Origin of the sequence: Dactylosporangium sp. NPDC049525, assembly GCF_040676755.1 — a bacterium.
Taxonomy (GTDB): Bacteria; Actinomycetota; Actinomycetes; order Mycobacteriales; family Micromonosporaceae; genus Dactylosporangium.
In genome coordinates, this window is the sequence record NZ_JBFAPO010000012.1 from 181,769 (window position 1) to 204,515 (window position 22,747).

At 70.5% G+C, this 22,747-nt stretch carries 21 protein-coding genes; 10 read left to right on the forward strand and 11 right to left on the reverse strand.

The window, feature by feature from the left end:
• Positions 1 to 1,056, reverse strand: coding sequence for an extracellular solute-binding protein (locus tag AB0K00_RS20060; RefSeq protein ID WP_363522733.1), 1,056 nt, complete (start codon positions 1,054 to 1,056; stop codon positions 1 to 3).
• Positions 1,057 to 1,162: 106 nt separating this feature from the next.
• Positions 1,163 to 1,948, reverse strand: coding sequence for a helix-turn-helix domain-containing protein (locus tag AB0K00_RS20065; protein ID WP_363522735.1), 786 nt, complete (start codon positions 1,946 to 1,948; stop codon positions 1,163 to 1,165).
• A 214-nt stretch (positions 1,949 to 2,162) separates the two neighbouring features.
• Between AB0K00_RS20065 and AB0K00_RS20070 the strand changes: the two genes are divergently transcribed.
• Positions 2,163 to 2,993 carry an SDR family oxidoreductase gene (locus tag AB0K00_RS20070; RefSeq protein ID WP_363522736.1) on the forward strand — a complete coding sequence of 277 codons (831 nt, stop codon included), beginning with the start codon at positions 2,163 to 2,165 and terminating at the stop codon, positions 2,991 to 2,993.
• Between the two features lie 75 nt (positions 2,994 to 3,068).
• Here AB0K00_RS20070 and AB0K00_RS20075 read toward each other — a convergent pair whose 3' ends face one another.
• The 3 genes from AB0K00_RS20075 to AB0K00_RS20085 form a co-directional block, all read right to left on the reverse strand.
• The gene (locus tag AB0K00_RS20075) at positions 3,069 to 4,751 is read right to left on the reverse strand and encodes a thiamine pyrophosphate-binding protein (protein ID WP_363522737.1); all 1,683 of its coding nucleotides are present in this window, start codon (positions 4,749 to 4,751) and stop codon (positions 3,069 to 3,071) included.
• On the reverse strand, positions 4,748 to 5,161 hold the full coding sequence (locus AB0K00_RS20080; protein WP_363522739.1) for a carboxymuconolactone decarboxylase family protein: 414 nt from the start codon (positions 5,159 to 5,161) through the stop codon (positions 4,748 to 4,750). The genes AB0K00_RS20075 and AB0K00_RS20080 overlap by 4 nt, the downstream gene beginning before the upstream one ends.
• A gap of 66 nt (positions 5,162 to 5,227) precedes the next feature.
• Positions 5,228 to 5,905 carry a GntR family transcriptional regulator gene (locus AB0K00_RS20085; RefSeq protein WP_363522741.1) on the reverse strand — a complete coding sequence of 226 codons (678 nt, stop codon included), beginning with the start codon at positions 5,903 to 5,905 and terminating at the stop codon, positions 5,228 to 5,230.
• A gap of 131 nt (positions 5,906 to 6,036) precedes the next feature.
• Here AB0K00_RS20085 and AB0K00_RS20090 point away from each other — a divergent pair, with 131 nt between their 5' ends.
• From AB0K00_RS20090 to AB0K00_RS20100, 3 genes are read left to right on the forward strand one after another with little or no spacing between them, the layout of a single operon-like run.
• Positions 6,037 to 6,798: an aldolase/citrate lyase family protein gene (locus tag AB0K00_RS20090; RefSeq protein WP_363522742.1), complete on the forward strand. Its 762-nt coding sequence runs from the start codon at positions 6,037 to 6,039 to the stop codon at positions 6,796 to 6,798.
• Between the two features lie 16 nt (positions 6,799 to 6,814).
• Entirely contained in the window at positions 6,815 to 7,726 is a 912-nt protein-coding gene (locus AB0K00_RS20095) for a hypothetical protein (protein WP_363522744.1), read from the forward strand.
• Entirely contained in the window at positions 7,723 to 9,180 is a 1,458-nt protein-coding gene (locus AB0K00_RS20100; RefSeq protein WP_363522746.1) for an NAD(P)/FAD-dependent oxidoreductase, read from the forward strand. The genes AB0K00_RS20095 and AB0K00_RS20100 overlap by 4 nt, the downstream gene beginning before the upstream one ends.
• On the opposite strand, the gene AB0K00_RS20105 is transcribed toward AB0K00_RS20100, so the two are convergent.
• Genes AB0K00_RS20105 through AB0K00_RS20115 form a run of 3 tightly spaced genes read right to left on the reverse strand, consistent with a single transcriptional unit; the run spans position 9,146 to position 11,513 of the window.
• The gene (locus AB0K00_RS20105) at positions 9,146 to 10,009 is read right to left on the reverse strand and encodes an N-acyl homoserine lactonase family protein (protein ID WP_363522747.1); all 864 of its coding nucleotides are present in this window, start codon (positions 10,007 to 10,009) and stop codon (positions 9,146 to 9,148) included. The two genes, AB0K00_RS20100 and AB0K00_RS20105, sit on opposite strands and share 35 nt — an antisense overlap.
• Positions 10,006 to 10,575 (reverse strand): carboxymuconolactone decarboxylase family protein, encoded by a 570-nt coding sequence (locus tag AB0K00_RS20110; protein WP_363522748.1) that lies wholly within the window; start codon positions 10,573 to 10,575, stop codon positions 10,006 to 10,008. Before AB0K00_RS20110 ends, AB0K00_RS20105 begins: the two co-directional genes overlap by 4 nt.
• Positions 10,572 to 11,513, reverse strand: coding sequence for a DUF6282 family protein (locus tag AB0K00_RS20115; protein WP_363522750.1), 942 nt, complete (start codon positions 11,511 to 11,513; stop codon positions 10,572 to 10,574). The genes AB0K00_RS20110 and AB0K00_RS20115 overlap by 4 nt, the downstream gene beginning before the upstream one ends.
• A gap of 27 nt (positions 11,514 to 11,540) precedes the next feature.
• Between AB0K00_RS20115 and AB0K00_RS20120 the strand changes: the two genes are divergently transcribed.
• The 4 genes from AB0K00_RS20120 to AB0K00_RS20135 all read left to right on the forward strand — a co-directional run bounded on the left by AB0K00_RS20120 (position 11,541) and on the right by AB0K00_RS20135 (position 16,818).
• A complete protein-coding gene (locus AB0K00_RS20120; RefSeq protein WP_363522752.1) occupies positions 11,541 to 13,022 on the forward strand; it encodes an NAD-dependent succinate-semialdehyde dehydrogenase in 1,482 nt (493 codons plus the stop codon).
• A gap of 147 nt (positions 13,023 to 13,169) precedes the next feature.
• Positions 13,170 to 13,628: a (2Fe-2S)-binding protein gene (locus AB0K00_RS20125; protein ID WP_363522754.1), complete on the forward strand. Its 459-nt coding sequence runs from the start codon at positions 13,170 to 13,172 to the stop codon at positions 13,626 to 13,628.
• Complete coding sequence (locus AB0K00_RS20130; RefSeq protein ID WP_363522756.1) at positions 13,625 to 14,614, forward strand: xanthine dehydrogenase family protein subunit M; 990 nt, start codon at positions 13,625 to 13,627, stop codon at positions 14,612 to 14,614. The genes AB0K00_RS20125 and AB0K00_RS20130 overlap by 4 nt, the downstream gene beginning before the upstream one ends.
• Positions 14,611 to 16,818 (forward strand): xanthine dehydrogenase family protein molybdopterin-binding subunit, encoded by a 2,208-nt coding sequence (locus AB0K00_RS20135; RefSeq protein ID WP_363522758.1) that lies wholly within the window; start codon positions 14,611 to 14,613, stop codon positions 16,816 to 16,818. The genes AB0K00_RS20130 and AB0K00_RS20135 overlap by 4 nt, the downstream gene beginning before the upstream one ends.
• Before the next feature lie 12 nt (positions 16,819 to 16,830).
• Here AB0K00_RS20135 and AB0K00_RS20140 read toward each other — a convergent pair whose 3' ends face one another.
• From AB0K00_RS20140 to AB0K00_RS20150, 3 genes are all read right to left on the reverse strand, one after another.
• Entirely contained in the window at positions 16,831 to 18,114 is a 1,284-nt protein-coding gene (locus AB0K00_RS20140; protein ID WP_363522760.1) for a TIR domain-containing protein, read from the reverse strand.
• Positions 18,115 to 18,204: 90 nt separating this feature from the next.
• Entirely contained in the window at positions 18,205 to 19,794 is a 1,590-nt protein-coding gene (locus tag AB0K00_RS20145) for a methyl-accepting chemotaxis protein (protein WP_363522762.1), read from the reverse strand.
• 216 nt (positions 19,795 to 20,010) lie between these two features.
• Entirely contained in the window at positions 20,011 to 20,829 is an 819-nt protein-coding gene (locus tag AB0K00_RS20150; protein ID WP_363522763.1) for a hypothetical protein, read from the reverse strand.
• A gap of 428 nt (positions 20,830 to 21,257) precedes the next feature.
• On the opposite strand from AB0K00_RS20150, the gene AB0K00_RS20155 reads away from it, so the two are divergent.
• Together AB0K00_RS20155 and AB0K00_RS20160 are read left to right on the forward strand one after the other, a co-directional pair.
• The gene (locus AB0K00_RS20155) at positions 21,258 to 22,544 is read left to right on the forward strand and encodes a hypothetical protein (RefSeq protein ID WP_363522764.1); all 1,287 of its coding nucleotides are present in this window, start codon (positions 21,258 to 21,260) and stop codon (positions 22,542 to 22,544) included.
• Positions 22,545 to 22,586: 42 nt separating this feature from the next.
• The gene (locus tag AB0K00_RS20160; protein WP_363522766.1) at positions 22,587 to 22,736 is read left to right on the forward strand and encodes a hypothetical protein; all 150 of its coding nucleotides are present in this window, start codon (positions 22,587 to 22,589) and stop codon (positions 22,734 to 22,736) included.
• Positions 22,737 to 22,747 lie beyond the last annotated feature (11 nt).

Here is a 22,747-nt window from a genome sequence, read left to right on the forward strand (position 1 = left end):
TCAGCTGACCTTCCAGGCGGTCCAGCGCTTGACCAGGGCGTCGGTGTTGTCGATCCACCACTGCTTGTCCTGCTCGAGCGTGCGGCCGCGGTCGGGCAGGAAGGCGTTGAACTTCTTCTGCTCGTCGGTGTAGCCGACCGAGTTGAGGTCGACGTCGGGCCGGGCGGGAGCGGTGCCGGTCAGCTTGGCGTACGCGATGGACTGCGCGGGCTCGGTGACGAACACGAGCATCTCCTGGGCGAGTGCCTTGTGCGGTGCGCCCTTCGGGATGACCAGGGCGCCGATGTCGGTGGTGTTGAAGTCCCAGACCGGCACCAGGTTCGCGCCGCTCTGCGCCGAGACGATCGTGCGGGCCGTCACGGTGAGCACCATGCTGGCCTGCTTGTCGACCATCGCCTGCTGGATCGCGCCGTAGCTGGGCGCGAAGACCAGCGAGTCCTTGATCGTGTCGATCTTCTTGAAGGCCCGGTCGAGGTCGATCGGGTAGACCTGCTCCGGCGGCACCCCATCGGCGACCAGTGCGGCCTCGAACAGGCCGGCCTTCGGGTAGTCGTAGACGATCCGCTTGCCCGGGAAGCGCTTGACGTCGAAGAAGTCGTTGATCTTCGTGGGCTTCTCGCCCGGGAACATGTCGGCGTTGTAGCTGAAGATGTTGGCGTAGCGGTAGGTCGGCACGAAGCAGTCGCCGGTCGTGCCCTTGGGGAACTTGCTGCGGTCAAGTGCGGGGTTGTCCAGCTTCTCGAACAGTTCGCCGCAGTAGGCGCCGGCATAGATCCAGCTCATGTTCGCCAGATCCCAGATGGTCTTGCCGGACGCCACCATGGTCCGCACCTGGGCCTGCTCCGCCGGGCTGATGTTGGTGAACTTCGTCCCGGTCTTGGTGGTGAACGGCACCTGGAGCGCCGTCTTCTCGTCCTCCTGGAACTGCCCGCCGGTGCTGGCCCACGTCAGCGCCTTCTCGTCGGAGCCGGCGCCGCCGGAGTCACCGCCGACGCCGCAGCCCGAGAGCACGAGGGCGCCTACCGCTATCGTCGTGAGAAATCGGTACGTCTTCATATGTATCGCCTTTTCTCGATCGGGCTCTTCACCCGTTCTCGCGCACGGTGAATCGGGGGACGGCAATCCGTCCGGTGAACCGTCCGGGCCTTGGACCCGGGCGCTGTCAGTCCGCTGGGGTGTCGAGCGGGCTGACCATGCGGCGGCTGATCGTCTCGGCGCCCGACAGGAGGGCACGGGCCACCTCGGTGTCGGTGCCGTCTGGTACGAACTGGGCGATGTCGACGGCGGCCAGCGTCGCCACGACCTGGCCGGACGGGTCGCGGATCACGGTCGCCACGGCACTGATGCCGTTCTCCGGGCTTTTGCGGAACGCGATCCCGGTGCGGCGGACCTCCGCGAGCTCCGCCTCGGTCGCGTTGACGCGCGGCGCGCCGTCGCGGAACCGGTAGTAGGACTCGTCACGGAAGGCCCAGAAGGCCACCGTCTGTGCCGCGTCCGGCCCGAGGTGGCTGCCGACCGCTATCGAGACGTGCGCCGTGCGGCTGGTGTCCTCGCGCACCTGGGCCACCACGGGACTGGTGCCGTTCCACACGCTGAGCACGATCGTGAGCCGGACGCGCATGCTGATGTCGTTCATCACCGGGCCGGCGAGATCGAGGACACCGAGCCGGGACAGGGCCATCGTGCCCAGCTCGGCGAGCAGGACGCCGAACTCGTACTGATTGCGGTCGCGGCGCTGCAGGAGACCGTGGTTCTCCATCGACGCCAGGTAGCGGTGGGCGGTGGACTTGCCGACGCCCAGTTCCTCGGCGGCCGACACCAGGTCGATGGTGTCGCTGGCCGCGAGCAGCCGCAGGAGCTGCACCACCCGCGACACCACCTGGAGGTCGCCGCTGGCGATCTCCAGCCCGTCGGCCGCGGCGCGCGGACCCCGAGAGGTGCTGGTCATGGTGGCCCCCTTGCGTTCCGACGTTGTCCCGCATTGCGGGGTGGCCGTCCGTGTATCCGGTACAGAGGAATGTAGGTGATCCATCCCGCCGCATGTCAAGGTCCGGGAGAGATTTCCTGTCTGCTACTGCCAAGTTAAATCGTGGCGGTGACAAGATTGTATGACTGACCTACAATCCTGGCCAGTGTGAACAGGCGATTCGGAGGTACGGCAGATGCGCGGACTGACAGGCAGGGTCGCAGTGGTGACCGGCGCCGCGGGCGGGATCGGCGCGGCCACCGCCCGGCGGCTCGCCGAGGAGGGTGTGCACGTGGTCGCCGTCGACCTCGACGAGGAACGCCTGCGCAAGGCCGCGGAGTCGCTGCCGGCCGACAGCCTCTGGGTCCGCGCCGACGTGTCCACGGAGGACGGCGTGGCCGGATACCTGCGGGCGGCCGTCGAGCGCTTCGGCCGCGTCGACCTGCACCACCTCAACGCCGGCATCCCCGGATCGTTCGCCACGCTGCCCGAGCTCACCGTGGCGGAGTTCGACAAGGTCATGGCCGTGAACGTCCGCGGCGTCTTCCTCGGCGTCCGCGCCGCCTTCCGCCAGTACGCGGCGCAGGGCACCCCGGGGAACATCGTGATCACCGGCTCGATCGGCAGCCTGCGCGGCAGCGCGGACCTGCTGGCGTACCAGACCTCCAAGCACGCCGTGCTCGGCATCCTGCACGGCGCCGCGATGTACGGCGGCCCCCTGGGCATCCGGGTGAACGCGGTCGCCCCGGGCATCGTGCCCACCGACCTGTTCGCCGCGACGCCCGACGTGGCCGGCGGCAAGGACGACATGTCCCGCCGGGCGAGCAGCACGCCGTTGCGCCGGGCCGGCACGGGCGACGACGTCGCCGGGGTGGTCGCCTTCCTCCTCAGCGACGACGCCGCCTACATGACCGGCGAGGTCGTCTCGGTGGACGGCGGCGCGAGCATCGTCAGCACGGTCCGGCCGTCCGGCGGGGCCGGCGCGTGGGACTTCGCCGCGCACGACGAAGCCCTCTACGGCGCTTAGGGGCTGTATCGAAGTGGATGGCCGGGCTGAGGCGGACTCAGACGCCGCAGCCCGACCTCCACGTCGATACAGCCCCTAAAAACTGACCGGCAGCGGGGCGACCACGCCGATGTCGGTGTGCACGTCGATGACGACCGGGCGGCCGGCGCAGAGCGCGCGATCGAGCGCCGGCGCCAGCTCGCCCGGCTTGTCCACCCGCAGGCCCAGCGCGCCCATCTCCGCGGCGATCCGGGCGAAATCCACCTCCTCGTACGTCCACAGCTCCCGGGACTGCTCGGTGGGCGCTCCGCCGTACGCCCGGTCGAAGCCGCGCTTGCTCTGGTTGCCGCCATGGTTGTTGTTCACCACGGTGACCAGGTTGACCCTGCGGCGTACGGCGGTCTCGATCTCCCCGAGGTGGTAATAGAGGCCCGCGTCCCCGGTGAAGACCACGACCGGCCGGTCGGGCGCCGCGCACTTGGCGCCCACACCCGCCGAGAACGCCCACCCGAGATGTCCGGCGCTGCGCAGATAGCCCTGATCCGGCGAGGTGACGTCGTGGAACTGGGCCATCCACATCCCCGCGTGGCCGGTGTCGGCCACCAGGACGGCGTCGCCGGGCAGGCCGCTGGTGAGCTCGGCGGCGATCCGCTCCGGCCGGATCGGCACCGCGTCGCTGGCCAGCACCTCGCGGTAGCGGGACCGCCAGTCGGCCCGCAGCCGCTCGACCTCGGCCAGCCAGGCCGACCGAGCCGGCTGCGGCTCGCGCGCCGCCAGTGTCAGCATCCGGGCCAGCGCCGTGCGGGCGTCGGCGGCGACGGAGGCCCGCAACGGATAGTTGCGCCCGAGATGCGACGGCTCGATGTCGATCTGGACCGCCGGGGTCCCCTCCGGTGGCACGGCCCAGAAGTGCGTGGTCATGCTGCCGGCCTGCGTGCCGATGAAGCAGACCAGATCGGCACGGGCGACCGCATGGTTCGCGCACTCCCGCGAGTACGTCCCGACCACGCCGAGGGACAGCGGATGCGTACCCGGGAAGGTGTCCTTGCCGTTCGCCGAGGTCGCCACCGGGATCTGCAGCGCCTCGGCCAGCGCCACGAGCTCGGCGCCCGCGCCCGACCACCGCACGCCGCCGCCGGCCACGATCACCGGCCGCGCCGAGGACGCCAGGAGTTGCAGCACCGCCGTCACGCTCTGGTCGTCCGGCGCCGGGCGCACCGGCGGTACGGTCGCGAACGCCGGCTCCACGAGCGGCTCCGCGTCGGTCTCGTCGGTGTCGAGCTGGCCCTCGTTGCCCTGGATCTGCAGGTGGACCGGTCCGGGGAAGCCCGTGGTGGCGACCCGGAAGGCGTGCCGCAGCATGTCGGGGAAGCGGCCGGCGTCATCGACGGTCGCGTTGAACTTGGTCACCGGCTCGAACGCCGGCATGTCGTCGATCTCCTGGTAGACCTGCCGGAACTTGGTCGCGGGCGACCGGCCGCCGGTCAGGGCGATCACGGGGGAGCCCGCGAGGAATGGCTCCCGCAGGCCGGCGGCGAGGTTCAGAGCGCCGACCACCTGCGCCGCCGCGATGCCGGGGCGGCCCGAGACGCGGGCGTAACCGTCGGCCATGTAGGCGGCCGCCTTCTCGCCGTGGGTGACGACCCGCTCGATGTGCGGGTGGTGCAGCTCCAGCTCGGCGAGGGTACGGCGCAGGATCGCCGGGACCAGGAAGACGTGGGTGACGCCGTAGCCGCCGAGCATGTCCGCGACGACACGGGCGCCGGTCCGCCGGGTCATCCGGCGACGACTCCGGCCGGCTCGGACTCCTGGTGCCACTCCACGATGGCCCGTTCGGCGAGCCGGAACGCCTCGAGGGCGGCCGGTGCGCCGCAGTACGCCGCGGTCTGCAGGAGGACCTCCTGGATGTCGGCCTCGGTGCAGCCGTTGTTCAGGGCGCCGCGCACGTGCACCGAGAACTCGTGCGGACGGTTCAGCGCGGTGAGCATCGCCAGGTTCAGCAGGCTCCGGGTGCGCCGGTCGAGCCCCGGCCGGGACCAGACGTCGCCCCAGCAGCTCGCCGTGACGTACTCCTGCACGACCCGCGTGAACTCCGTCGCCCGCAGCATCGACCGGTCGACGTGGGCGTCCCCGAGGACCTCACGTCGTACCCGGTTGCCGCGTTCAAGCCGGCCTTCGTCAACACTCATGGACCGCTCCTGTCTGTGCCGATGGGCAGAGACAGCGTACGACGATCATACAATCTGTGGAAGGCGTCAGGCCCTGTCCTGCTGGGAGAGCGCGAGCTGACCGGCCCGGCCGGCCTCCTCGACGTGCCGCGCACAGGCGGCCGCGGCGGCCTCGGCGTCGCCGGCGTCGACGGCCGCGACGATCGCGCGCAGCTCCGCGACGCTGTGCTCGAGCCGGCCCGGGACCGTCATCGACAGCGACCGCAGCACGCTCACCCGGGCGTGCAGGCTGCCGGCGACCGACTTCAGCGCCTCGTTGCCGCCGCCGTCGAACAGGACGTCATAGAAGGCGTCCTTCGCCGCGAGGATCGGCTGGCCCTTGGCGACCAGCTTCTCGACCCGCTCCAGCGCGCGGGCGAGCGCCTTGCGCTGGGCCGGGCTCGCGTGCTCGACGAACAGCCGGCCGGCGAGGGCCTCCAGCGCCGAGCGCACCTCGTAGAGCTGTCGCGCCTCCTCGGCGCTGACGCTGGTGACGACCGTGCCCCGGTTGGGGATCGCGGTCACCAGGCCCTCGGCCGCGAGCTCCCGCAGCGCCTCGCGGACGCTGGTGCGGGAGACGCCGGTGAGCTCGACCAGTTCCCGCTCGATCAGGCGCTGGCCCGGCGCGAGCCGGCGGTCGAGGATGGCCTGCCGCAGGGTTTCCAGGACCTGCGAGCGGATGAGTGCGGGGCTCCGCTCGATGCGTAACACATTGGCTCGTGTCACCGGTCCTCCTTGTGCGCGATTGCCTGACATCGTACCCAGCCGTGGAGGCCGGGCTCGTCGTTGTTTCAAATCGTATGACGATGCTACAATCTCGAAACCCAAAACCCCTCGTGAGGAGCATGATGGCGCGGTTGGGTTTCGCTCGTCGTCTGGCCTCGGCCGACCGTACCCTGATCGGCACCTGGCTCAAGATCCCGGCGCTGGAGCCGGTGGAGATCCTGGCCGACGCCGGCTTCGACTACATCGTCATCGACCAGGAACACGCCCCCCTCACCCTCGAGTTCGCCTACCAGGCGACCGTGGTGGCGCAGGGCGCCGGTATGTCGGTCCTGGTCCGTGTCCCCGACCGCAGCGGCAGTCATCTCCAGCGGCTGCTGGACGCCGGCGTGGACGGCATTCTGGTGCCGCGGGTGGTCTCCGTCGAGGAGGCGTCCGCGGTGGTCCGGCAGATGCTCTTCTCACCCGGCGGCGACCGGGGCATCGGCATCACCTCCCGGGCCGGGCGCTGGGGCGGCACGCCCCGCGAGGAGTACCTGCGCTTCGGCGACGAGGAGGTCATGCGCGCGGTCCAGTTGGAGGAGCGTGCCGCGATCGAACGGGTCGAGGAGATCCTCGACATCCCCGGCCTCAACGGCGTGTTCCTCGGCATGGGCGACCTCCAGCTGTCCTCCGGCCTGCCGCAGTCCGACCCGGAACTGCAGAAGCTCGTCGACCGGCTGCTGGCCGCAGCGCGGGCGCGCGCGGTGCCGGCCGGCACCGCCGTGCAGACCCCCGAACAGGCACGTGAGGCGGCCGACCGCGGCTATTCGTACGTGATGGTCAGCAACGACACCAGCCTGCTGAGGTCCGCGGCGGCATCCGCCGTCGCAGGCTTCCGCGGCCGGCTCCCGTAACGAAAGGAGAACCCCGATGGCGTACGACAAAGGCGATCTGCGTTCCACCCTGCCGTCGGATGCGGCGACGCCGCCGACCCCCGAACAGTTCTCCGGTTCCGAGCACGTCCAGTTCCGTGACTTCCCGCCGGCGGACAAGACCGGCGACGTCGTGACCTGGTACGCCCGCGGCCAGAACTTCGTCATCGGCTACTCCGACCTCGACGGCACGGCCACCTTCGCCCGCAGCGCACAGCCCGATGAGTACGTGGTGCTGCTGGCCGACGACGGGCTGACCGCGACCGTCCAGGCGCCCGGGGAAGAGGTCTCCGCATCCGGCCAGACGATGATCGTCGTGCCGCCCGGCGACAGCACCGTCACCGTCACCGGCCACGGCCGGGTCCTGCGGCTGCTGACCACGCGGTCCGCCGACATCGCCGACCTGGCCGCGAACGCCGCCTCGTACATCGAGCCGCACGAGAACATCCCACCGTTGCAGCCCTGGCCCGAGCCGGTCGGCGGCTACCGGGTCCGCACCTACGACCTGACCGTCCCGGCGCTGCCGAACCCCCCGTTCCGGCTCTACCGTTGCACCACCTTCATGGTGAACTTCATCGACCCGAAGCAGGGGCCACGCGACCCGTCGAAGCTGTCGCCGCACAAGCACGACGACTTCGAACAGTGCTCGATCGTGCTGGCGGGAGAGTACATCCACCACATCCGCTGGCCGTGGACGACGAACAAGGCCAACTGGCGCGAGGACGAGCACCAGCGGGTCGTCGCGCCGTCGGTCACCGTGATCCCGCCGCCCTCGCTGCACACCAGCGAGGCCGTCAGCCCGGGCAGCAACCACCTCATCGACGTGTTCTGCCCGCCGCGCGCCGACTTCTCCGCGATGCAGGGTTGGGTGTTCAACGCCGCCGACTACCCGGCGCAGGAGGGCCGATGACACGCAAGCGCCTCCGGGTCGCCATCATCGGCGCCGGGGTGGGTGGCATCGCGGCGGCGGTCAAGCTCCGCCGGAGCACGCCGGCCGATGTCGTCATCTTCGAGCAGTCGGCCGGGGTCGGCGGCACCTGGTTCGACAACCGGTACCCGGGATGCGAGGTCGACGTGCACTCCCACGCCTACTCGTTCTCCTTCCTCAAGTACGACTGGAAACGCACCCACGCGACGCAGGCAGAGCTGCTTGAGTACGCCGAGCACGTCGTCGAACGTTTCGGGCTGACGCCGCACCTGCGCCTGAAGACCCGCGTCACCGACCTGGTGTGGGAGGAGACGACCAGCACGTACCGGCTGTCGACCGGCAACGGCGACATCGAGGAGTACGACGTCGTCATCTCCGCGCTCGGCCTGCTCAGCGTGCCGCGCTACCCGGACTGGCCCGGCCTGGAGACGTTCTCGGGTCCCTGCTTCCACACCTCGCGCTGGGAGGACCACGACCTGTCCGGCAAGTCCGTGGCGGTGGTCGGCACCGGGTCGACCGCGGTGCAGATCGTCCCGTCGATCGCGCCCACCGCCGGCCGCGTGCATGTCTTCCAGCGTGAGCCCGGCTGGGTCGAGCCCAAGCACGAGCGCGAGTACAGCCCGCGCGAGCGGTGGCTGTTCCGCAACGTGCCGCTCGCCCAGCGCCTGCACCGCGCCTGGATCTTCCACAAGGGCAACCGGCGCTTCAGCGGCTACGACGTCGGATCCTCGCGCCAGCGGCGGATGCGGGCCCTGTGCGAAGCGTTCATCGCCGGCAGCATCACCGACCCGGCGACCCGCGCCGCGGTGACGCCGGACTACCCCTGGGGCTGCAAGCGGCCGGTCCTGTCCTCCACGTTCTATCCCACGCTGAACCGTGCCAACGTGGAACTGGTGCCGCATGCGGTACGCGAGGTGACCCCGACCGGCGTGGTCGACGCGACCGGGACCGTGCGCGACGTCGACGTGCTGATCCTCAGCACCGGCTTCCAGCCCACCCGGTTCCTCGCGAGCCTCGACGTCAAGGGCCGCGACGGGCGCAGCATCCACGACGTCTGGCGCGAGCGTGCCAGCGCGTTCCTGGGCATCACCGTGCCCGGCTTCCCCAACTTCTTCATCCTGTACGGCCCGAACACCAACGGCGGCGTCTCGGTGATCGCGCAGCTCGAACGGCAGGCCGAGGTCGTCGTGCGGGCCGTGCGCCGGATGGAACGCACCCGCCGGCGCAGCATCGACACGGTGCCGGCGGCGGCCCGCCGGTTCGTCGAGTGGGTCGACCGGCGGCTGGCGACCAGCGCGTCGGCGATGAACTCCGGCTGCCACAACTACTACCACGACCCGGCCGGGCACAACGTGACGCAGTGGCCGGCCGGTCACCTCGCCTATGCGCTGGCGACCCGGTTCACCGCCCGGTTCGGTCTGCGGACACAGCGCTGACGTGCCCGCCGGCCAGTGACACCTCCGCGACGTGCAGCCCGTCGTCCCACGTCGCGGAGGGGAACCGGTCCCAGACGCCCGCCTCGTGGAAGGGCAGGATCCGCCGGCTGTCCCCGCCGACGCCGGCGAGCATCCCGTCGGTGAAGTCGAGCCAGGTCGCCGCGCTGCCGGTGGTCATCGCGATCGGCGCGAGCACACCGTCGCCGCGCAGGCCGTCGAGGTTCTCGTAGCTGTAGACGTTGTCGCCGGCGAACACCCAGGTGCCGTCATCGGCGTTGGTGACCGCGACGACCTGGGAGCCGGCGGTGTGGGTGTCGTGGGCCGGCCGCAGCTCGATGCCCGGCGCGACCTCGGCGAACCCGTCGACCAGCGTCGCCCGGCGGGCCGCCAGCTGCTGCGGCAGATCGGCCTGGCACGACCTGGTCAGGAACTCGAAGCGAGCGGGCCGGGCGGCCGCCGCGACGTACGACTCGATCTCGCGCCGCTGAATGTGGACGTGCGCGCCGGGGAAGGCGTCGACGCAGCCGGCGTGGTCGAAGTGGTTGTGGGTCAGCAGGATCGTGTCGACCTGCTCGGCCCGCACGCCCACGCGGGCGAGCGCGTCCACCGGCGTGCACCACCGGGTCTCCCCGTATTTGGCGGTGAGCCGCTCCTGGACGGCCGGGTCGGCGAAGCCGGTGTCCACCAGGATGCACCGATCCGCCGACCGCACCAGCCCGAAGCAGTACGGCATCCGCCGGTGCCCCTCGTTGGGCTGCGCGGCGAACAGGTTGCTCGCCGGGAACCGCTCGACGTAGCCGTACTCGAGGATCCAGATCGAGTAGCTCACGCGGATGCCGGCGGTTGGACGTCGAAGATCGCGAGCTGCCACGCGACCATGTTGTAGTAGCCCACGATCGTGGTCAGTTCGAGCAGCCCCGGCTCGCCGAGCGTGGTGGCCGCGGCGCGGAACTCGTCGTCGTCCAGCGTGCCGGCGTCCAGGATGCGCACGGTCGTCCGCAGGACGCACGCCTCCATCTCGGACAGCCCGGCCGGCTCCTTCCGCTCGGCCAGGGCGGCCAGATCGGCCTCGGTCAGGCCGGCGGCCGCACCGGCGCGCTCGTGCGCGTACAGCTCGAAGGCGCTGTCGTGGTGGTGACCGACGAGCAGGATCGCGATCTCGCGGGCCCGGGCCGGCAGCTGTGAGCCGAACCGGACGGCGCTGCCGATCTGCTGGAGCGCCTTGCCGAACACCGGATTGATGATCCAGATCGCGGGCGGGCCCAGGAGCCGGCCGGCGGTGTCCACGAGGGTGAACGGGCTCCCCGGCGCCACCCGGACCCCGGTGGTGTAGATGTCGTACAGCTCCCGCTGCTCGCCGGTCATGGTCGCGGGGTCGACGTCGTCGATTCTCATGCGGGCTCTCCCAGGAAGGAGCGGGGGTTGACGGACACCATGGTGCCGATCTGCTCGGCGGTCCAGCCGAGATAGGCGAGCTGTTCGACGAACATGCGCAGGCACTCCGGCTCGGGCGGCACCCATCGTGAGAACACGTCCGTGGTGAGGACCGCCCGTTCGGGGCCGACCGCGGACAGCGCCTCGTGCACGTCCCGGACGGTCAGGTGCCCGTCCGGATGCACCAGCGGCGCGTTGCAGAACTCAAGGTAGGCGCCCGTGTCGGCGAGCTCCCGCAGCACGGCGGGGTCCGTCGTGTAGTGCAGCGGGTGGGTGACGAGCAGCCGCTGCCCGACCTCGGCACAGTACGCCGCGACCGCCCGGCTCTCCTCGACCGAGGCGTGCCCGGTCGCCAGCGCGAGACCGAGCGCCCGGCAGGCGTCGATCACCGCCCGCGTGCGGCCGGACAGGCTCCCGTCCGGCTCGCAGAGGGCGATGGGCGTCCGGGCGGCGTACTCGCCGAAGGACGGCGCGATCCGGCCCAGCAGCGTGGGGATGTATCCGCCGCGGCCGAGGTCGGCGGCGGAACCCCAGGTCGGCAGGAACACCACTCGGGCGCCGTGCGCGGCCGCGAGCTCGACGACGGCGGGTTCCAGGCCGCCGGCCGGAGGATTGAGGGTGATGCTGCCGTGCACGGTGAACCCGGTGCCGGCCATCGACTCCCGCAGCGACCGGGCCCGGTCCGTCGTCGCCCACAGATGCGACTTCAGGACCCAGCCCGACATCCCGTACGCCCGGGCCAGCCGGGCCACGTCGAGGTCGTTGCCGCGGTTGGGCAGACCGGGCGACAGATCGGGCCGGCCGTGGACGTGGAGGTCGATCGCCCCGCGCAACAGGCGGTCGAAGCCGTCGGGCTGGGCCGCCGCGAGACCGGCGCTCGGCACGTCATCGTCAGGCATTGCAAAATTGTATGACGGTACGACAAGATGCTCAAGCGTGACCGGCCTGTCGTCGTCATTCTCGCCGCGGAGGGTTTCAGGATGAACATGCACGCCGACCTGTTCATCGACGGGCAGTGGCGGCCCGGATCCGACGGCCGCCGCTTCGACGTCGTCGACCCCGCCGACCTGTCCACCGTCGCGCGCTTCGCGGCCGCGAGCGGGCAGGACTGCATGGACGCCGTCGACGCGGCCGCCGCCGCGCAGGCCGCCTGGGCGGCCACCGCACCGCGGGAACGCAGTGAGGTGCTGCGCGCCGCGTACGAGCTGCTCAGCGCCGAAGTCGTCGACCTCGCCGAGGTCGTCGTGCGCGAGAACGGCAAGTCCTGGGCGGACGCCGTGGGTGAGGCGAACTATGCGAAGGAGTTCTTCCGCTGGTTCGCCGAGGAGGCGGTACGGGTACCCGGCGACTACCGGCTCTCACCCGCCGGCGACAAGCGGATCATCGTGGACCGCCAGCCGATCGGGGTGTCGCTGCTCATCACGCCGTGGAACTTTCCCGCCGCGATGGCGACCCGCAAACTCGCCCCGGCCCTCGCGGCGGGCTGCACCACCATCCTCAAACCGGCCCGCGAAACGCCCCTCACCGCGGCGTACGTCGTGGACGTGCTGTCCCGCGCCGGCGTGCCGCGCGGTGTCGTCAACCTGGTCACACCCGTGCCGACCGGCGCACTGGTGCAACAGATGATCGACCGCCCCGAGGTCCGGAAGGTGTCCTTCACCGGCTCCACCGAGGTCGGCCGCCAACTGCTGCACGCCTGCGCCGACCGGGTCGTCAGCACGTCGATGGAACTCGGCGGCAACGCACCGCTGATCGTGCTGCCCGGCGCCGACGTGACCGCGGCGGTCGAGGGCACGCTGCAGGCCAAGATGCGCAACGGCGGCGCGGCCTGCACGGCGGCCAACCGCCTGTATGTGCACGGCTCCGTCCACGACGAGTTCGTCGCGCGCCTCGACGCCGCGTTGGGCGCCATCTCGCTCGGACCCGGGCTCGACCGCTCACACGACCTCGGCGCCCTGGTCTCGGTGCAGGAGCGCGACAAGGTGGCGGCCCTCGTCGAGACCGCGGTGGCGGAGGGCGCGACGCTGCTGCGCGGCGGCCGGGCGTCGCAGCACGGCGCCTTCTACGACGCCACCCTGCTGACCGGCGTGCAGCACGGCTCGACGGTCAACACGACCGAGATCTTCGGCCCGGTCGCGGCGGTGGTGCGCTTCGACGACGTGGACGAGGCCGTGCGGATGGCGAACGACTCCGAGTACGGGCTGATGGCGTACGTCTTCGGCGAGGAACGCGAGGCGATCCGGGTGGCCCGCCGTCTGGAGGCCGGCATGATCGCCGTCAACCGGGGCGTCGTCAGCGACCCGGCCGCGCCGTTCGGCGGCGTCAAGCAGAGCGGTCTCGGCCGCGAGGGCGGCTCCGAAGGCATCCTGGAGTACCTCGAGGAGAAGTACATAGCGCTGACCGCGTAGGTTCCACGGCGCAACACTCCAGGAAGCGCTTGCCTGGAGTCCGGTGTCGATGGCACGGTCGCTGCCGACATGCGTCGCCCCCGCGGCTGCCGGCCGGTGACCCACACCCGGGCGTTTACCGGGAACGGCCCCGGGTAGCCCCGCCCGGTGCTGAACGAGATCACGGTGGACGCCACCATCAACGGGCGGCCCGAGCAGCTACGACTCGACGCCGGGGTCACGCTGCTCGACGCGCTGCGGGACCGGCTCGGGCTGACCGGGCCGAAAAAAGGCTGCGACCAGGGCACCTGCGGGGCGTGCACGGTCCTCGTCGACGGACGGCGGGTGCTGTCCTGCCTGACCCTCGCCGCGCAGGCCAGCGAGCGGGAGGTCCTCACCGTCGAGGGGCTCGGCGGCGGACACCCGATGCAGGAGGCGTTCGTGCGCCACGATGCGTTCCAGTGCGGATACTGCACACCCGGGCAGGTGATGTCCGCCCTCGCCCTGCTGGACGAGGGCCGGGCCGGCACCGATGAGGAGATCCGGGAGTTCATGAGCGGCAACCTGTGCCGCTGCGGCGCCTACCCCAACATCGTCGCCGCGATCCGGGAGATGGCCGACCGATGACGTTCGCGTACACGCTCGCGGCCGACCCGACGGCCGCGATCGCAGAGGTCAGCGCCGATCCCGAGGCCGCCTACCTCGCCGGCGGCACGACCCAGCTCGACCTGGTGCTCAAGGACGGCGTCGTCTCGCCCCGCCGGCTGGTCGACATCAGCCGCCTGCCGCTGTCCGGTATACGCGTCGACGGCGGCGCGTTGTGGGTCGGCGCGACCACGACCATGGCGCAGATGGCCGCCGACGCCAGCGTCGGCCGGCTGCTGCCGATGGTGCGCGACGCGCTGCTGCTCGGCGCCTCGCCGCAGCTGCGCAACATGGCCACGATCGGCGGGAACCTGCTGCAGCGCACCCGGTGCCGGTACTTCCGGGACCTCGCCGTCGAGCACTGCAACAAGCGGATGCCGGGCAGCGGCTGCGCCGCCGTGGAGGGCGTCGCCCGCATGCACGCCATTCTCGGCGCGTCGCCGTCGTGCATCGCGCTGCACGCATCGGACCTGGCCGTGCCGCTGACGGCCCTCGGGGCCATCGTGCACCTGCGCTCGGCGCAGGGCCCGCGGACCGTGCCGATCACCGAGCTGTACCGCCAGCCGGGGGAGACGCCGGACCGCGAGAACGTGCTGCAGCACGGCGAGTTGATCGCGGAGGTCGAGATCCCGCTGCTGCCGGAGCGGGCCCGTACCACGTACCTCAAGGTCCGCGACCGCGCCTCGTACGAGTTCGCACTCACCTCGGCCGCGGTCGCGACCGTCGTCGAGGACGGGCTCGTCGTCTCGGCCCGCATCGCCCTCGGCGGCGTCGGCACCGTGCCCTGGCGAGCGTGGGACGCCGAGGACGTCCTGCGCGACGCACCGATCGGCGAGGCGACCTTCCGCGCCGCCGCCGACGCCGCGGTCCAGCGGCCGTTCACCGTGCCCGGCACCGAGTTCAAGGTCGAGCTGGCCAAGCGGACCCTCGTCCGGGCGTTGATCCAGACCTCGGGAGCGGCGACGTGACCACCATCGAACGCGCCGCCGTCGGCGCCGGCATCGACCGGGTCGACGGCTGGCAGAAGGTGTCCGGCCGGGCGCAGTATTCCAACGACGTCACCTATCCGGGTCTCGCCCACGCCGTCCTGGTCCGCAGCACCATCGCGGCGGGCCGCATCACCGGGATCGACACGTCCCGGGCCGAGGCGGAGCCCGGCGTCGTCGCCGTCGTCACGCCTGACAACGCGCCGCGCGTCCAGCGCGGGCCGGACACCGGCCTCTGGTCGCAGCCGCCCCAGCCGCTGCAACACCGGACGATCGTCCACCATGGACAGTACGTCGCACTGGTCGTCGCCGACACGGCCGAACAGGCGACCGCGGCGGCCCGCCTGGTCGACGTCACCTACGAGCGCGCCGACGCCGTGCTGGACCTCGACGACCCGCGCGCCGTCACCGTCGAGAACCCCTACGGCACCGACCAGACCCGCGGCGACTCGGCCGCCGGCCTCACCGCCGCCGACGTGATCGTCGACGCCGAGTACACCACGCCCGACGAGACGAACAACCCGATGGGCCTGTTCGCGACCGTCGCCGCGTGGGACGGCGACCGGCTCACCGTCCACGACGCGACCCAGTGGCCCGACTCGACCCGCGCGACCCTCGCCGCCGCGTTCAGCGTGCCGGAGCGCGACGTGCGGGTCCTCGCCCCGTTCGTGGGCGGCGGGTTCGGTGCCGGCCTGCGTGTCTGGCCGCACGTCGTCCTGACCGCCATGGCCGCCCGCGTCGTCGGCCGCCCGGTGAAGCTCGTGCTGACCCGCCCACAGATGTTCACCGGCATCGGCCACCGAACGGCGACGGTGCAGCGGGTCCGCATCGGCGCCCGCCGCGACGGCACGCTCACCGCCATCGAGCACCACTCGGTGCAGACCGCAGCCGTCGACGACGACAACCTCCCCGAGCCCGTCACCGCCGTCTCCGCGGTCGGCTACGCCTGCCCGAACGTCACCACCCGCGACTCGCTGCGCCGGCTCAACATCCCGGTACCGTCGTCGATGCGTGGCCCCGGCGACGCGCAGGGCCACTTCGCTCTCGAATGCGCCCTCGACGAACTCGCCTACTCCCTCGGCGTCGACCCGCTGGAGCTGCGGCTGCGCAACCACGCCGACGAGCATCCACAGCTGCGGCTGCCGTGGTCGAGCAAGGCACTGCGGGAGTGCTACGAACTCGGCGCCGAACGGTTCGGCTGGTGGAACCGCGACCCCACACCCCGCTCCGCACGCCGCGGCGACACGCTGATCGGCTACGGCATGGCCGGCGTCAGCTTCTTCTGGTTCCAGCAGCCATGCGACGCCCGCGCCACCATCGACCGGGACGGCCGCGCCTTCGTGCGTAGCGCCGCCACCGACATCGGCACCGGCACGTACACCGTGATGACCCAGCTGTCGGCGGAACGCCTCGGGCTGCGGGTCGACCAGGTCCGCATGGGCCTCGGCGACACGGACCTGCCGGCGGCGCCGCCGCAGGGCGGCTCCGGCATGACCGCCTCGCTCGGCAGCGCGATCCACGCCGCCGCCATCAACCTCATCCAGGCGTTCCTCGACCTCGTTGCCGACGACATCGCCTCGCCGCTGCGCGGCCTCACCGCAGCCGACGTGGTCGCCGTGGACGGGCGGCTGCAGCGCCGCGACGATCCTTCCATCTCCGAGTCGTACGGCCAGATCCTCGAACGCCACGACCGGCCCGACCTGACGGCGGACGGATCGGCGGTGCCGGCCAAGCCGGAGGAGCTCGGCCTGGCCCCGGCCGGCCCGTTCGCCGCCCGGTTCGCCGAGGTCCACGTCGACGCCGACCTCGGACGCATCCACGTGGCCCGGCTCGTCTCAGTCGTCGACGCCGGCCGCATCCTCAACGCCAAGACGGCCCGCAGCCAGATCATCGGCGGCACGGTCGGCGGCATCGGCATGGCCCTGCTGGAGGAGACCGTCACCGACCCGGCGACGGGCCGGATCGCCAACGCCACCTTCGGCGACTACCTCATCGCCGTCAACGCCGACGTACCCGACCTCGACGTGACCTTCGTCGGCGCGCCCGACCGCTTCAACCCGGTCGGCGTCAAGGGCGTCGGCGAGGTCGGCCTCATCGGTGTGGCTCCGGCGATCGCCAACGCCGTGTTCCACGCCACCGGCCGGCGTATCCGCGACCTCCCGCTGACCCTGGACAAACTCCTCTGAGGTCGGTGCCGCTCACCGGCGGGCGTCGACCGCCATCCGCCAGATCCGCACGGTCATGTCCAGTCCACCGGTGGCGAGATGGTCGCCGCCGGGGGCGAACGCGACGGCGTAGAGCCGCTGCTGTGCGTTGACGACGGCCCGGCACAGTCCGGTCTGGAGGTTCCAGATCCGCAGCTCGCCGTCCTCGCCCGCACTGGCCAGGTGGATCCCGTCAGGCGCGAACGACAGGGACCGGATCAGCGCCGAGTGTCCGTCCAGGGTGCGCAGTACCGATCCCATCCGGGCGTGCAAGATCCGGATGGTGCGGTCGTAGCCGGCTGAGGCGATGGCGTCACCGGACACCGAGAAGGCCAGTGCCCGCACCGATCCCGTGTGGCTGGTGTGCGTGGACAGGTGGTCCCCGCCGCGGGCGTGCCAGGTACGCACGGTTCCGTCGTCTCCGCCGGTGGCCAACAGATCACCCTTGGGCGAGAAGGCGACCGCGCGGGCCCAGTCGGTGTGGCCGGTCAGCGAGCGGTATCTCGACAGGTCCGACGAGTGCAGGACGCTGACCGCCGCCGAATCGGAGGCAGCCGCAATCAATGGTTGCACCGGATCCCACGCCACCGACACCACGGGCGAGCCACAGGACTCCGACCGTTGCTGCTTGCCGGTGGCCGGATCCCAGAGCCGGACGGTGTGGTCGTCGCCGCCGCTGACCAGCTGCCCGCCGTCAGGGCTGTAGGCGACGCCGAATACCGGTCCCCGGTTGCCTTCGAGCGTCCGTCGGTGCCTACCCGTGCCGGACTCCCAGATCCGGATGGTCCCATCGGCGCTCGCGGTGGCGAGGAACCGCCCGTCGGGCGAGTAGGCGACCGAGCGTATCCGGCTCGTGTGCCCGGGCAGAGCGTGGACCAACCCTACGTCCAGCGGCGCCGTGGAGCCTGGGAGGAGGCGGCGCAGCCGGTCCACCAGCTTCGCCGACGGCGGCCCACCGTCCCGGACGTCCTCGAAGTGGAGGTCGCTGAGCCGGAAGTACACATCGCCGGCCAGCAGCAGCGGAACGATCGGCTTTCCCCGCTTCTCGGCGTAGTTGAGCTCCCGCTCGACCCATTTCGACGCCTCGCCGTCCGGCGACATGACGACGAGCACCGCGGTGCAGGCGTCGAGCTGTTCACGGATCATCGACGACCAACTGTCGGCCGGACGCAGATCCGCGTCGTGCCACACGTCGAACCCGGCCGCCGCGAGGGTCGACGCCAACCGTTGTACGTATGGCGCGTCGGCGCGGGCGTAACTGATGAAGAGCTCGGCCACGTGGCCATCCTTCCAAACGCCGCCGTCGCCGCTGCACGGTACGCCGCCGTTTGGAGAGTTCGGGGTCGAAGGCCGCCTGATGTGCGGTTGTCAGTAGCGGAACCGCGACACCAGGAGTTGCATCTGGGAGGCCATCCCGGCCAGTTCGTCGGCGGCGTTGCGGGTGTCGCCGACCGTGTCGGTGGTCCGTCGGGCGGCGTCGGATACTCCGGAGATCGTGGCGGCGATGTTGCCGGCGCCCTCGGCCGCGTGGGTGAGGGTGCGGTTCATCTCGTGTGTGGTAGCCGACTGCTCCTCGACGGCGGAGGCGATCGCGAGCTGGATGCTGTTGATCCGCTCGATGATCGTGGTGATTTCACCGATCGCGGTGACTGCGCTGTCGGTGTCGGACTGGATGGTCTCGACCCGCGCGACGATGTCCTCAGTGGCCTTGGCCGTCTCCTGGGCGAGGTCCTTGACTTCGCTGGCGACGACGGCGAAGCCCTTGCCGGCCTCGCCGGCGCGGGCGGCCTCGATGGTCGCGTTGAGGGCCAGCAGGTTGGTCTGTTCGGCGATCGCGGTGATGACCTTGACCACGGTGGCGATCTCGGTCGACGACTCGCCGAGCCGGGCCACGGTCGCGTTGGTCGTGGCGGCCACGTTGACCGCCTGCGCGGCGACGGTGGTCGCCTCGGAGGTCGAGGTGCTGATCTCCCGGATCGAGGCGCCCATCTCCTCCGAGCCGGTCGAGACGATCTGCAGGTTGTCCGACACGACGCTCGCGGCGGCAGCGACGGTACCGGCTTGCGCGGACGCCTCGGCGGCGTTGGCGTCGACGGTCTGGGATGCGGTCTTCAGCTGCGTCGCCGCGGTCTGCAACGTGGTGGCGTTGCCGGCCAGCTGCACCAGGTCCTCGCGCAGCCGGGCGATGCCCCGGTCGAGTGAGGCGGCCATCAGCCCGACCTCGTCGCGGGTCGTGACGCCCGAGGAGCGGGTCAGGTCACCGTCGGCCAGACCGTCGGCGACGTGCAGCACACCTTGAACGGCACGGCGTACCCGGCGGGCGACCCGCAATCCAAGCAGCAGGCTCAGCAGGATGCCGATGGCGAGCACGATGACGACGGTCCGGGTCGCGGTGCTGGAGCTGTCCTTGCCGTCCTTGATGCTCGCCTCGGCCTGCGTTGTGGCGAGCTTCTGCAGCGCGGTCTGGTCGGCGATGAGCGCGCCGTAGAGCGCGTCGTACTCCTGGACCGCGGCGTTGAGGTCCGCGGGCGCGGCGGTGGAGCGATCGACCGCCAGGAAGGCGATGTAGGCGTTCCAGTCCTTCTCCGCCTTGGCCACGATCGCGGGACCGCCCGGCGTGCCGGCAAGGTCCGTGGCGAGGCTCTTCAGCGACTCGTCAACCGCCTGCTTGTTCGTCACCAGGCCCTGCTTGATCCGGTCCGCGATGGCCGGATACAACCTCAGCGCGGACAGTCCGCCGCTGTACGCCTCGATGTTCTTGGCGAAGCGCCCCGACTCGCTCAGCGACTCGATGGTCGTGTGCTGCGCGTGCGCGGACTCCGTGCTCATCGTGCTCATGGCCCGCACGGCAACGACCCCGACGACAAGCCCCGCCAGCGTAGCCACGAGCACCGCCGTTGCGATCTTGCTCGACAGCGAGCGATTGTCGAATGCCGCGTCGATCGATTTCGTTCCCATAACCGCCACCCTCACTCGGGAACCCTGTTCAGCTGATCGGCGCCAGCTCCCGCTGGTGTAGGGAATTCTGTGGTGATCAATGGTCTGACTTATCGCAGGAAGCTCACGAGGGCCGCCGGCATCGTCGAGCTGGTGCAGACCGCCACTGACCCTCCGGTCCGCGTGGACTGTGTCGCCTGCTCGATGCCGCGTGAGACGAAAGTTCAGGCCAGCTTCTCAGGAGGCGAACCGTTGCTGAAAGTACTCCGCGAGACTTCTGCCGTCGCCAGGCTCAGCGGTCGATCCGTGTATCAGGGCCATCGCACCGACAGCAAGCGTCCGTGCCACGCTCTCCAGCTGGTGATCGAACTCCTGCGGGCGCGCCACAAATCGCAGTGCCAGTCCTTCGGCCATAGCGGTCATCAGTGCCGAGAAGGCCGACAGCGGCATGTCGGCTCGCAACTCCAGGCCCGCCGCGGCCAGGATCGCCCGATAGGTCGTGCTCCACCAGTCGGTCGCCGCGGTGTAGTACCGCTCCAGCGCACCATGGAAAACAGGGCTGACCGGGTCCATGAGGCTGATCAACAACTTCATCCTGAAAACCGGTCCGCGCAGGATACCGGTGATCTCCTCATAGGCGACCGCCGCGGCCGTCGACGACAGGTCGCCGGACGTCATGACCGAGGGCGCCGAAACTTGCGCAATGCTGCGGTGACCCAGGTACTGAGCGGGGTGCAGTGCCCACGCGAACAGGTCGGCGTAGAAGTCCGCCATTGTCCGCCACCGATATGCGAGCACGGCGTAGGTGACGTGCTCTGCTGCCGGCCTGCGCGCGTTGTAGCAGGCGATGATGCTGTCGCGGCTCGGCCAGACGACGTCCAGCAGCGGGGTCTCACGGTCCGCATGCCGAGTCTTGAGCGTCGCTGAAATGGCTTGCAGGCCCGCGACAAGCAGGCCTTGAGTCAACGGATCCGCTCGGTGCCGCTCCGGCGACCGGAGGTGTTCCAGCGCCCACGTCGCATCGCGCGGATCGGGATCGTCGACGCCTGGGTCCACTCGGTTGCCTCCCTATACAGAAGTGTATGCGTCGACGTCCTTGACGACGCTTTCGGCCGCCGCAAACAATTCATGCGAGTCGAACGCCGCGAATTGAGCGGAGTCGAGCCCCATCGTCCTGGACGCGCCGCCGTGCGCGCGTCGATCATGCCTGTTCTGAGAATCAGAGCATCCTCCCGGCAGCCGGAAAGAGATCGCCGATTCCACGGACGGTGGAAAGACCTTTTCCGTACCTGAACCGCAGGTTCCAGTGCAAAGGGGGAGTCGTGCCAAGAACAGCAGAGGCTCAACGCGACCGCGGTCGCAGCGGAACATGGCAGCGCAAGGCCGTGCTACCGGCGCTCATGGTCACGGTCACCGCGGCCGTCGCCGTGGCGACACCGTCCCTTGCGACCGCGGCGTGGCCAGGGATCGCGTACTGGCAGCAGATGCCCGGGACCACCGCCTACCAGTACGGCAACGGCGAAACAGCCACCACCGCGTACGAGGGCCCCACGTACGGTTCCATCAGCACCACCCTCAGCGGCGGCGGGATCTATCAGGACAAGGCTGTCGCTGTCGCGGCTGGAGACACGTTCTGTGCGAGCGCCGAGGTCGTTACCGCAGGTGCCGGCAACGGCTCCATCACGCTGACGGTCCATCTCATCGGCGGTGTCACCGAAAGCTCCAGCAAGCAACTCGTAGGCGTCCCCGGCAACAACGGCTGGACCCCGATCAGCGCCTGCGTCACGGCGACCGGTGCACACACAACGGTGCGCACGCAGTTCTATCCCGGCGTCAATGGTCCAGCCATGGGAATCGACGCGGTGGACATGCACGCCAGCAAGGCGAAGAACGGCGGGTTCAATATCGGCGGCACCGACTGGTCGGTCGGCACCGGCGGCACCCTGACCACCTACGGAGCCGGGGTCACCGGCAACGATCCGTTCGAGGGGGCCAGATTCGGCGCGGTCACCGGCGCACCGGTGTACCAGGAGTTCACGGTCAGCCCTTCGGGGTTCGAGGACTACTGCGCCTCGGCATACGTCGCCTCGTACGGCAACAGCACCGGCGCCGGCGGATCGCTGGTCGTCTCGCTGATTACCAACCACTTCCCGTTCCCGATCGTCACGACGAGCCAGAAGGACTTCACGTCGCTGCCCGGCGGGAACAACTGGACCCAGGTCGAGGCCTGTGCGAGCAGCGTGAAGCTGTACGACAAGGTGCGCGTCGAGATCGTTCCGGCGGCCGGTACACCTCCGCTGCTCGTCGATGCAGTCGACCTTCATCCGGTGCTGGACGCGCAGTCCGGCATGAACGGCGCCACCCACCTCTGGAACACTGCCGCGCCGGCCTTCCTCGGCCTCGTTACTGGCAGCGCCGCATATGAGGGCGGCCAGTCCGGCGCCGTGTCCGGCGTCGGAGGCGCCGTATATCAGAGCATCGAACTGCCGAACGATACCGATGTGTGCGTCAGCGCCCGGGTCTCGGCGCACACCGCCTCCAGCAGCGTCACCATGACCGCAAGACAGCTCGGACAGAGCACCGCCAGCAGCAGCAAAGGTGCTTCACTCACTGCCCCCTGGCGGCCGCTGGAACTCTGCTTCCGGCTCTACGGCCACTTCCCCCAACGTGTCGGATTCGAAATCGCGTCCGGGACCACCCGCGTCGACGTCGTCGACGTGCACGCATCGCTGGTCACCAACGGAGGCATGAGCCTGATTCGCCCCAACTGACAAACTCGTCGGCACCCGCCACGATCAGGCCGGCCCTCGGTCATGCCGGCGGCCCTTGGCCAGACTGTCGCCGGCGGCACGGTCGAGTGGGCCGTGCCGACCGGCACCCTCAAGCGCGGCACCACCACCGTCGAACTGGCCGGTCTCACCAGCAAACACGCTGCCAAGGCGACGCTGGAAGTCACCGCGTAGTTACTATTCCG

What these genes read in the sequence shown, in the direction of transcription:
- AB0K00_RS20100 (WP_363522746.1), top strand. Translation starts at nt 7,723, where the DNA reads ATGACACGCAAGCGCCTCCGGGTCGCCATCATCGGCGCCGGGGTGGGT.
- AB0K00_RS20070 (WP_363522736.1), top strand. Translation starts at nt 2,163, where the DNA reads ATGCGCGGACTGACAGGCAGGGTCGCAGTGGTGACCGGCGCCGCGGGC.
- AB0K00_RS20110 (WP_363522748.1), bottom strand. Translation starts at nt 10,575, where the DNA reads ATGAGAATCGACGACGTCGACCCCGCGACCATGACCGGCGAGCAGCGG.
- AB0K00_RS20115 (WP_363522750.1), bottom strand. Translation starts at nt 11,513, where the DNA reads ATGCCTGACGATGACGTGCCGAGCGCCGGTCTCGCGGCGGCCCAGCCC.
- AB0K00_RS20145 (WP_363522762.1), bottom strand. Translation starts at nt 19,794, where the DNA reads ATGGGAACGAAATCGATCGACGCGGCATTCGACAATCGCTCGCTGTCG.
- AB0K00_RS20120 (WP_363522752.1), top strand. Translation starts at nt 11,541, where the DNA reads ATGCTCAAGCGTGACCGGCCTGTCGTCGTCATTCTCGCCGCGGAGGGT.
- AB0K00_RS20080 (WP_363522739.1), bottom strand. Translation starts at nt 5,161, where the DNA reads ATGAGTGTTGACGAAGGCCGGCTTGAACGCGGCAACCGGGTACGACGT.
- AB0K00_RS20065 (WP_363522735.1), bottom strand. Translation starts at nt 1,948, where the DNA reads ATGACCAGCACCTCTCGGGGTCCGCGCGCCGCGGCCGACGGGCTGGAG.
- AB0K00_RS20155 (WP_363522764.1), top strand. Translation starts at nt 21,258, where the DNA reads ATGCCCGGGACCACCGCCTACCAGTACGGCAACGGCGAAACAGCCACC.
- AB0K00_RS20060 (WP_363522733.1), bottom strand. Translation starts at nt 1,056, where the DNA reads ATGAAGACGTACCGATTTCTCACGACGATAGCGGTAGGCGCCCTCGTG.
- AB0K00_RS20160 (WP_363522766.1), top strand. Translation starts at nt 22,587, where the DNA reads ATGCCGGCGGCCCTTGGCCAGACTGTCGCCGGCGGCACGGTCGAGTGG.
- AB0K00_RS20130 (WP_363522756.1), top strand. Translation starts at nt 13,625, where the DNA reads ATGACGTTCGCGTACACGCTCGCGGCCGACCCGACGGCCGCGATCGCA.
- AB0K00_RS20095 (WP_363522744.1), top strand. Translation starts at nt 6,815, where the DNA reads ATGGCGTACGACAAAGGCGATCTGCGTTCCACCCTGCCGTCGGATGCG.
- AB0K00_RS20075 (WP_363522737.1), bottom strand. Translation starts at nt 4,751, where the DNA reads ATGACCCGGCGGACCGGCGCCCGTGTCGTCGCGGACATGCTCGGCGGC.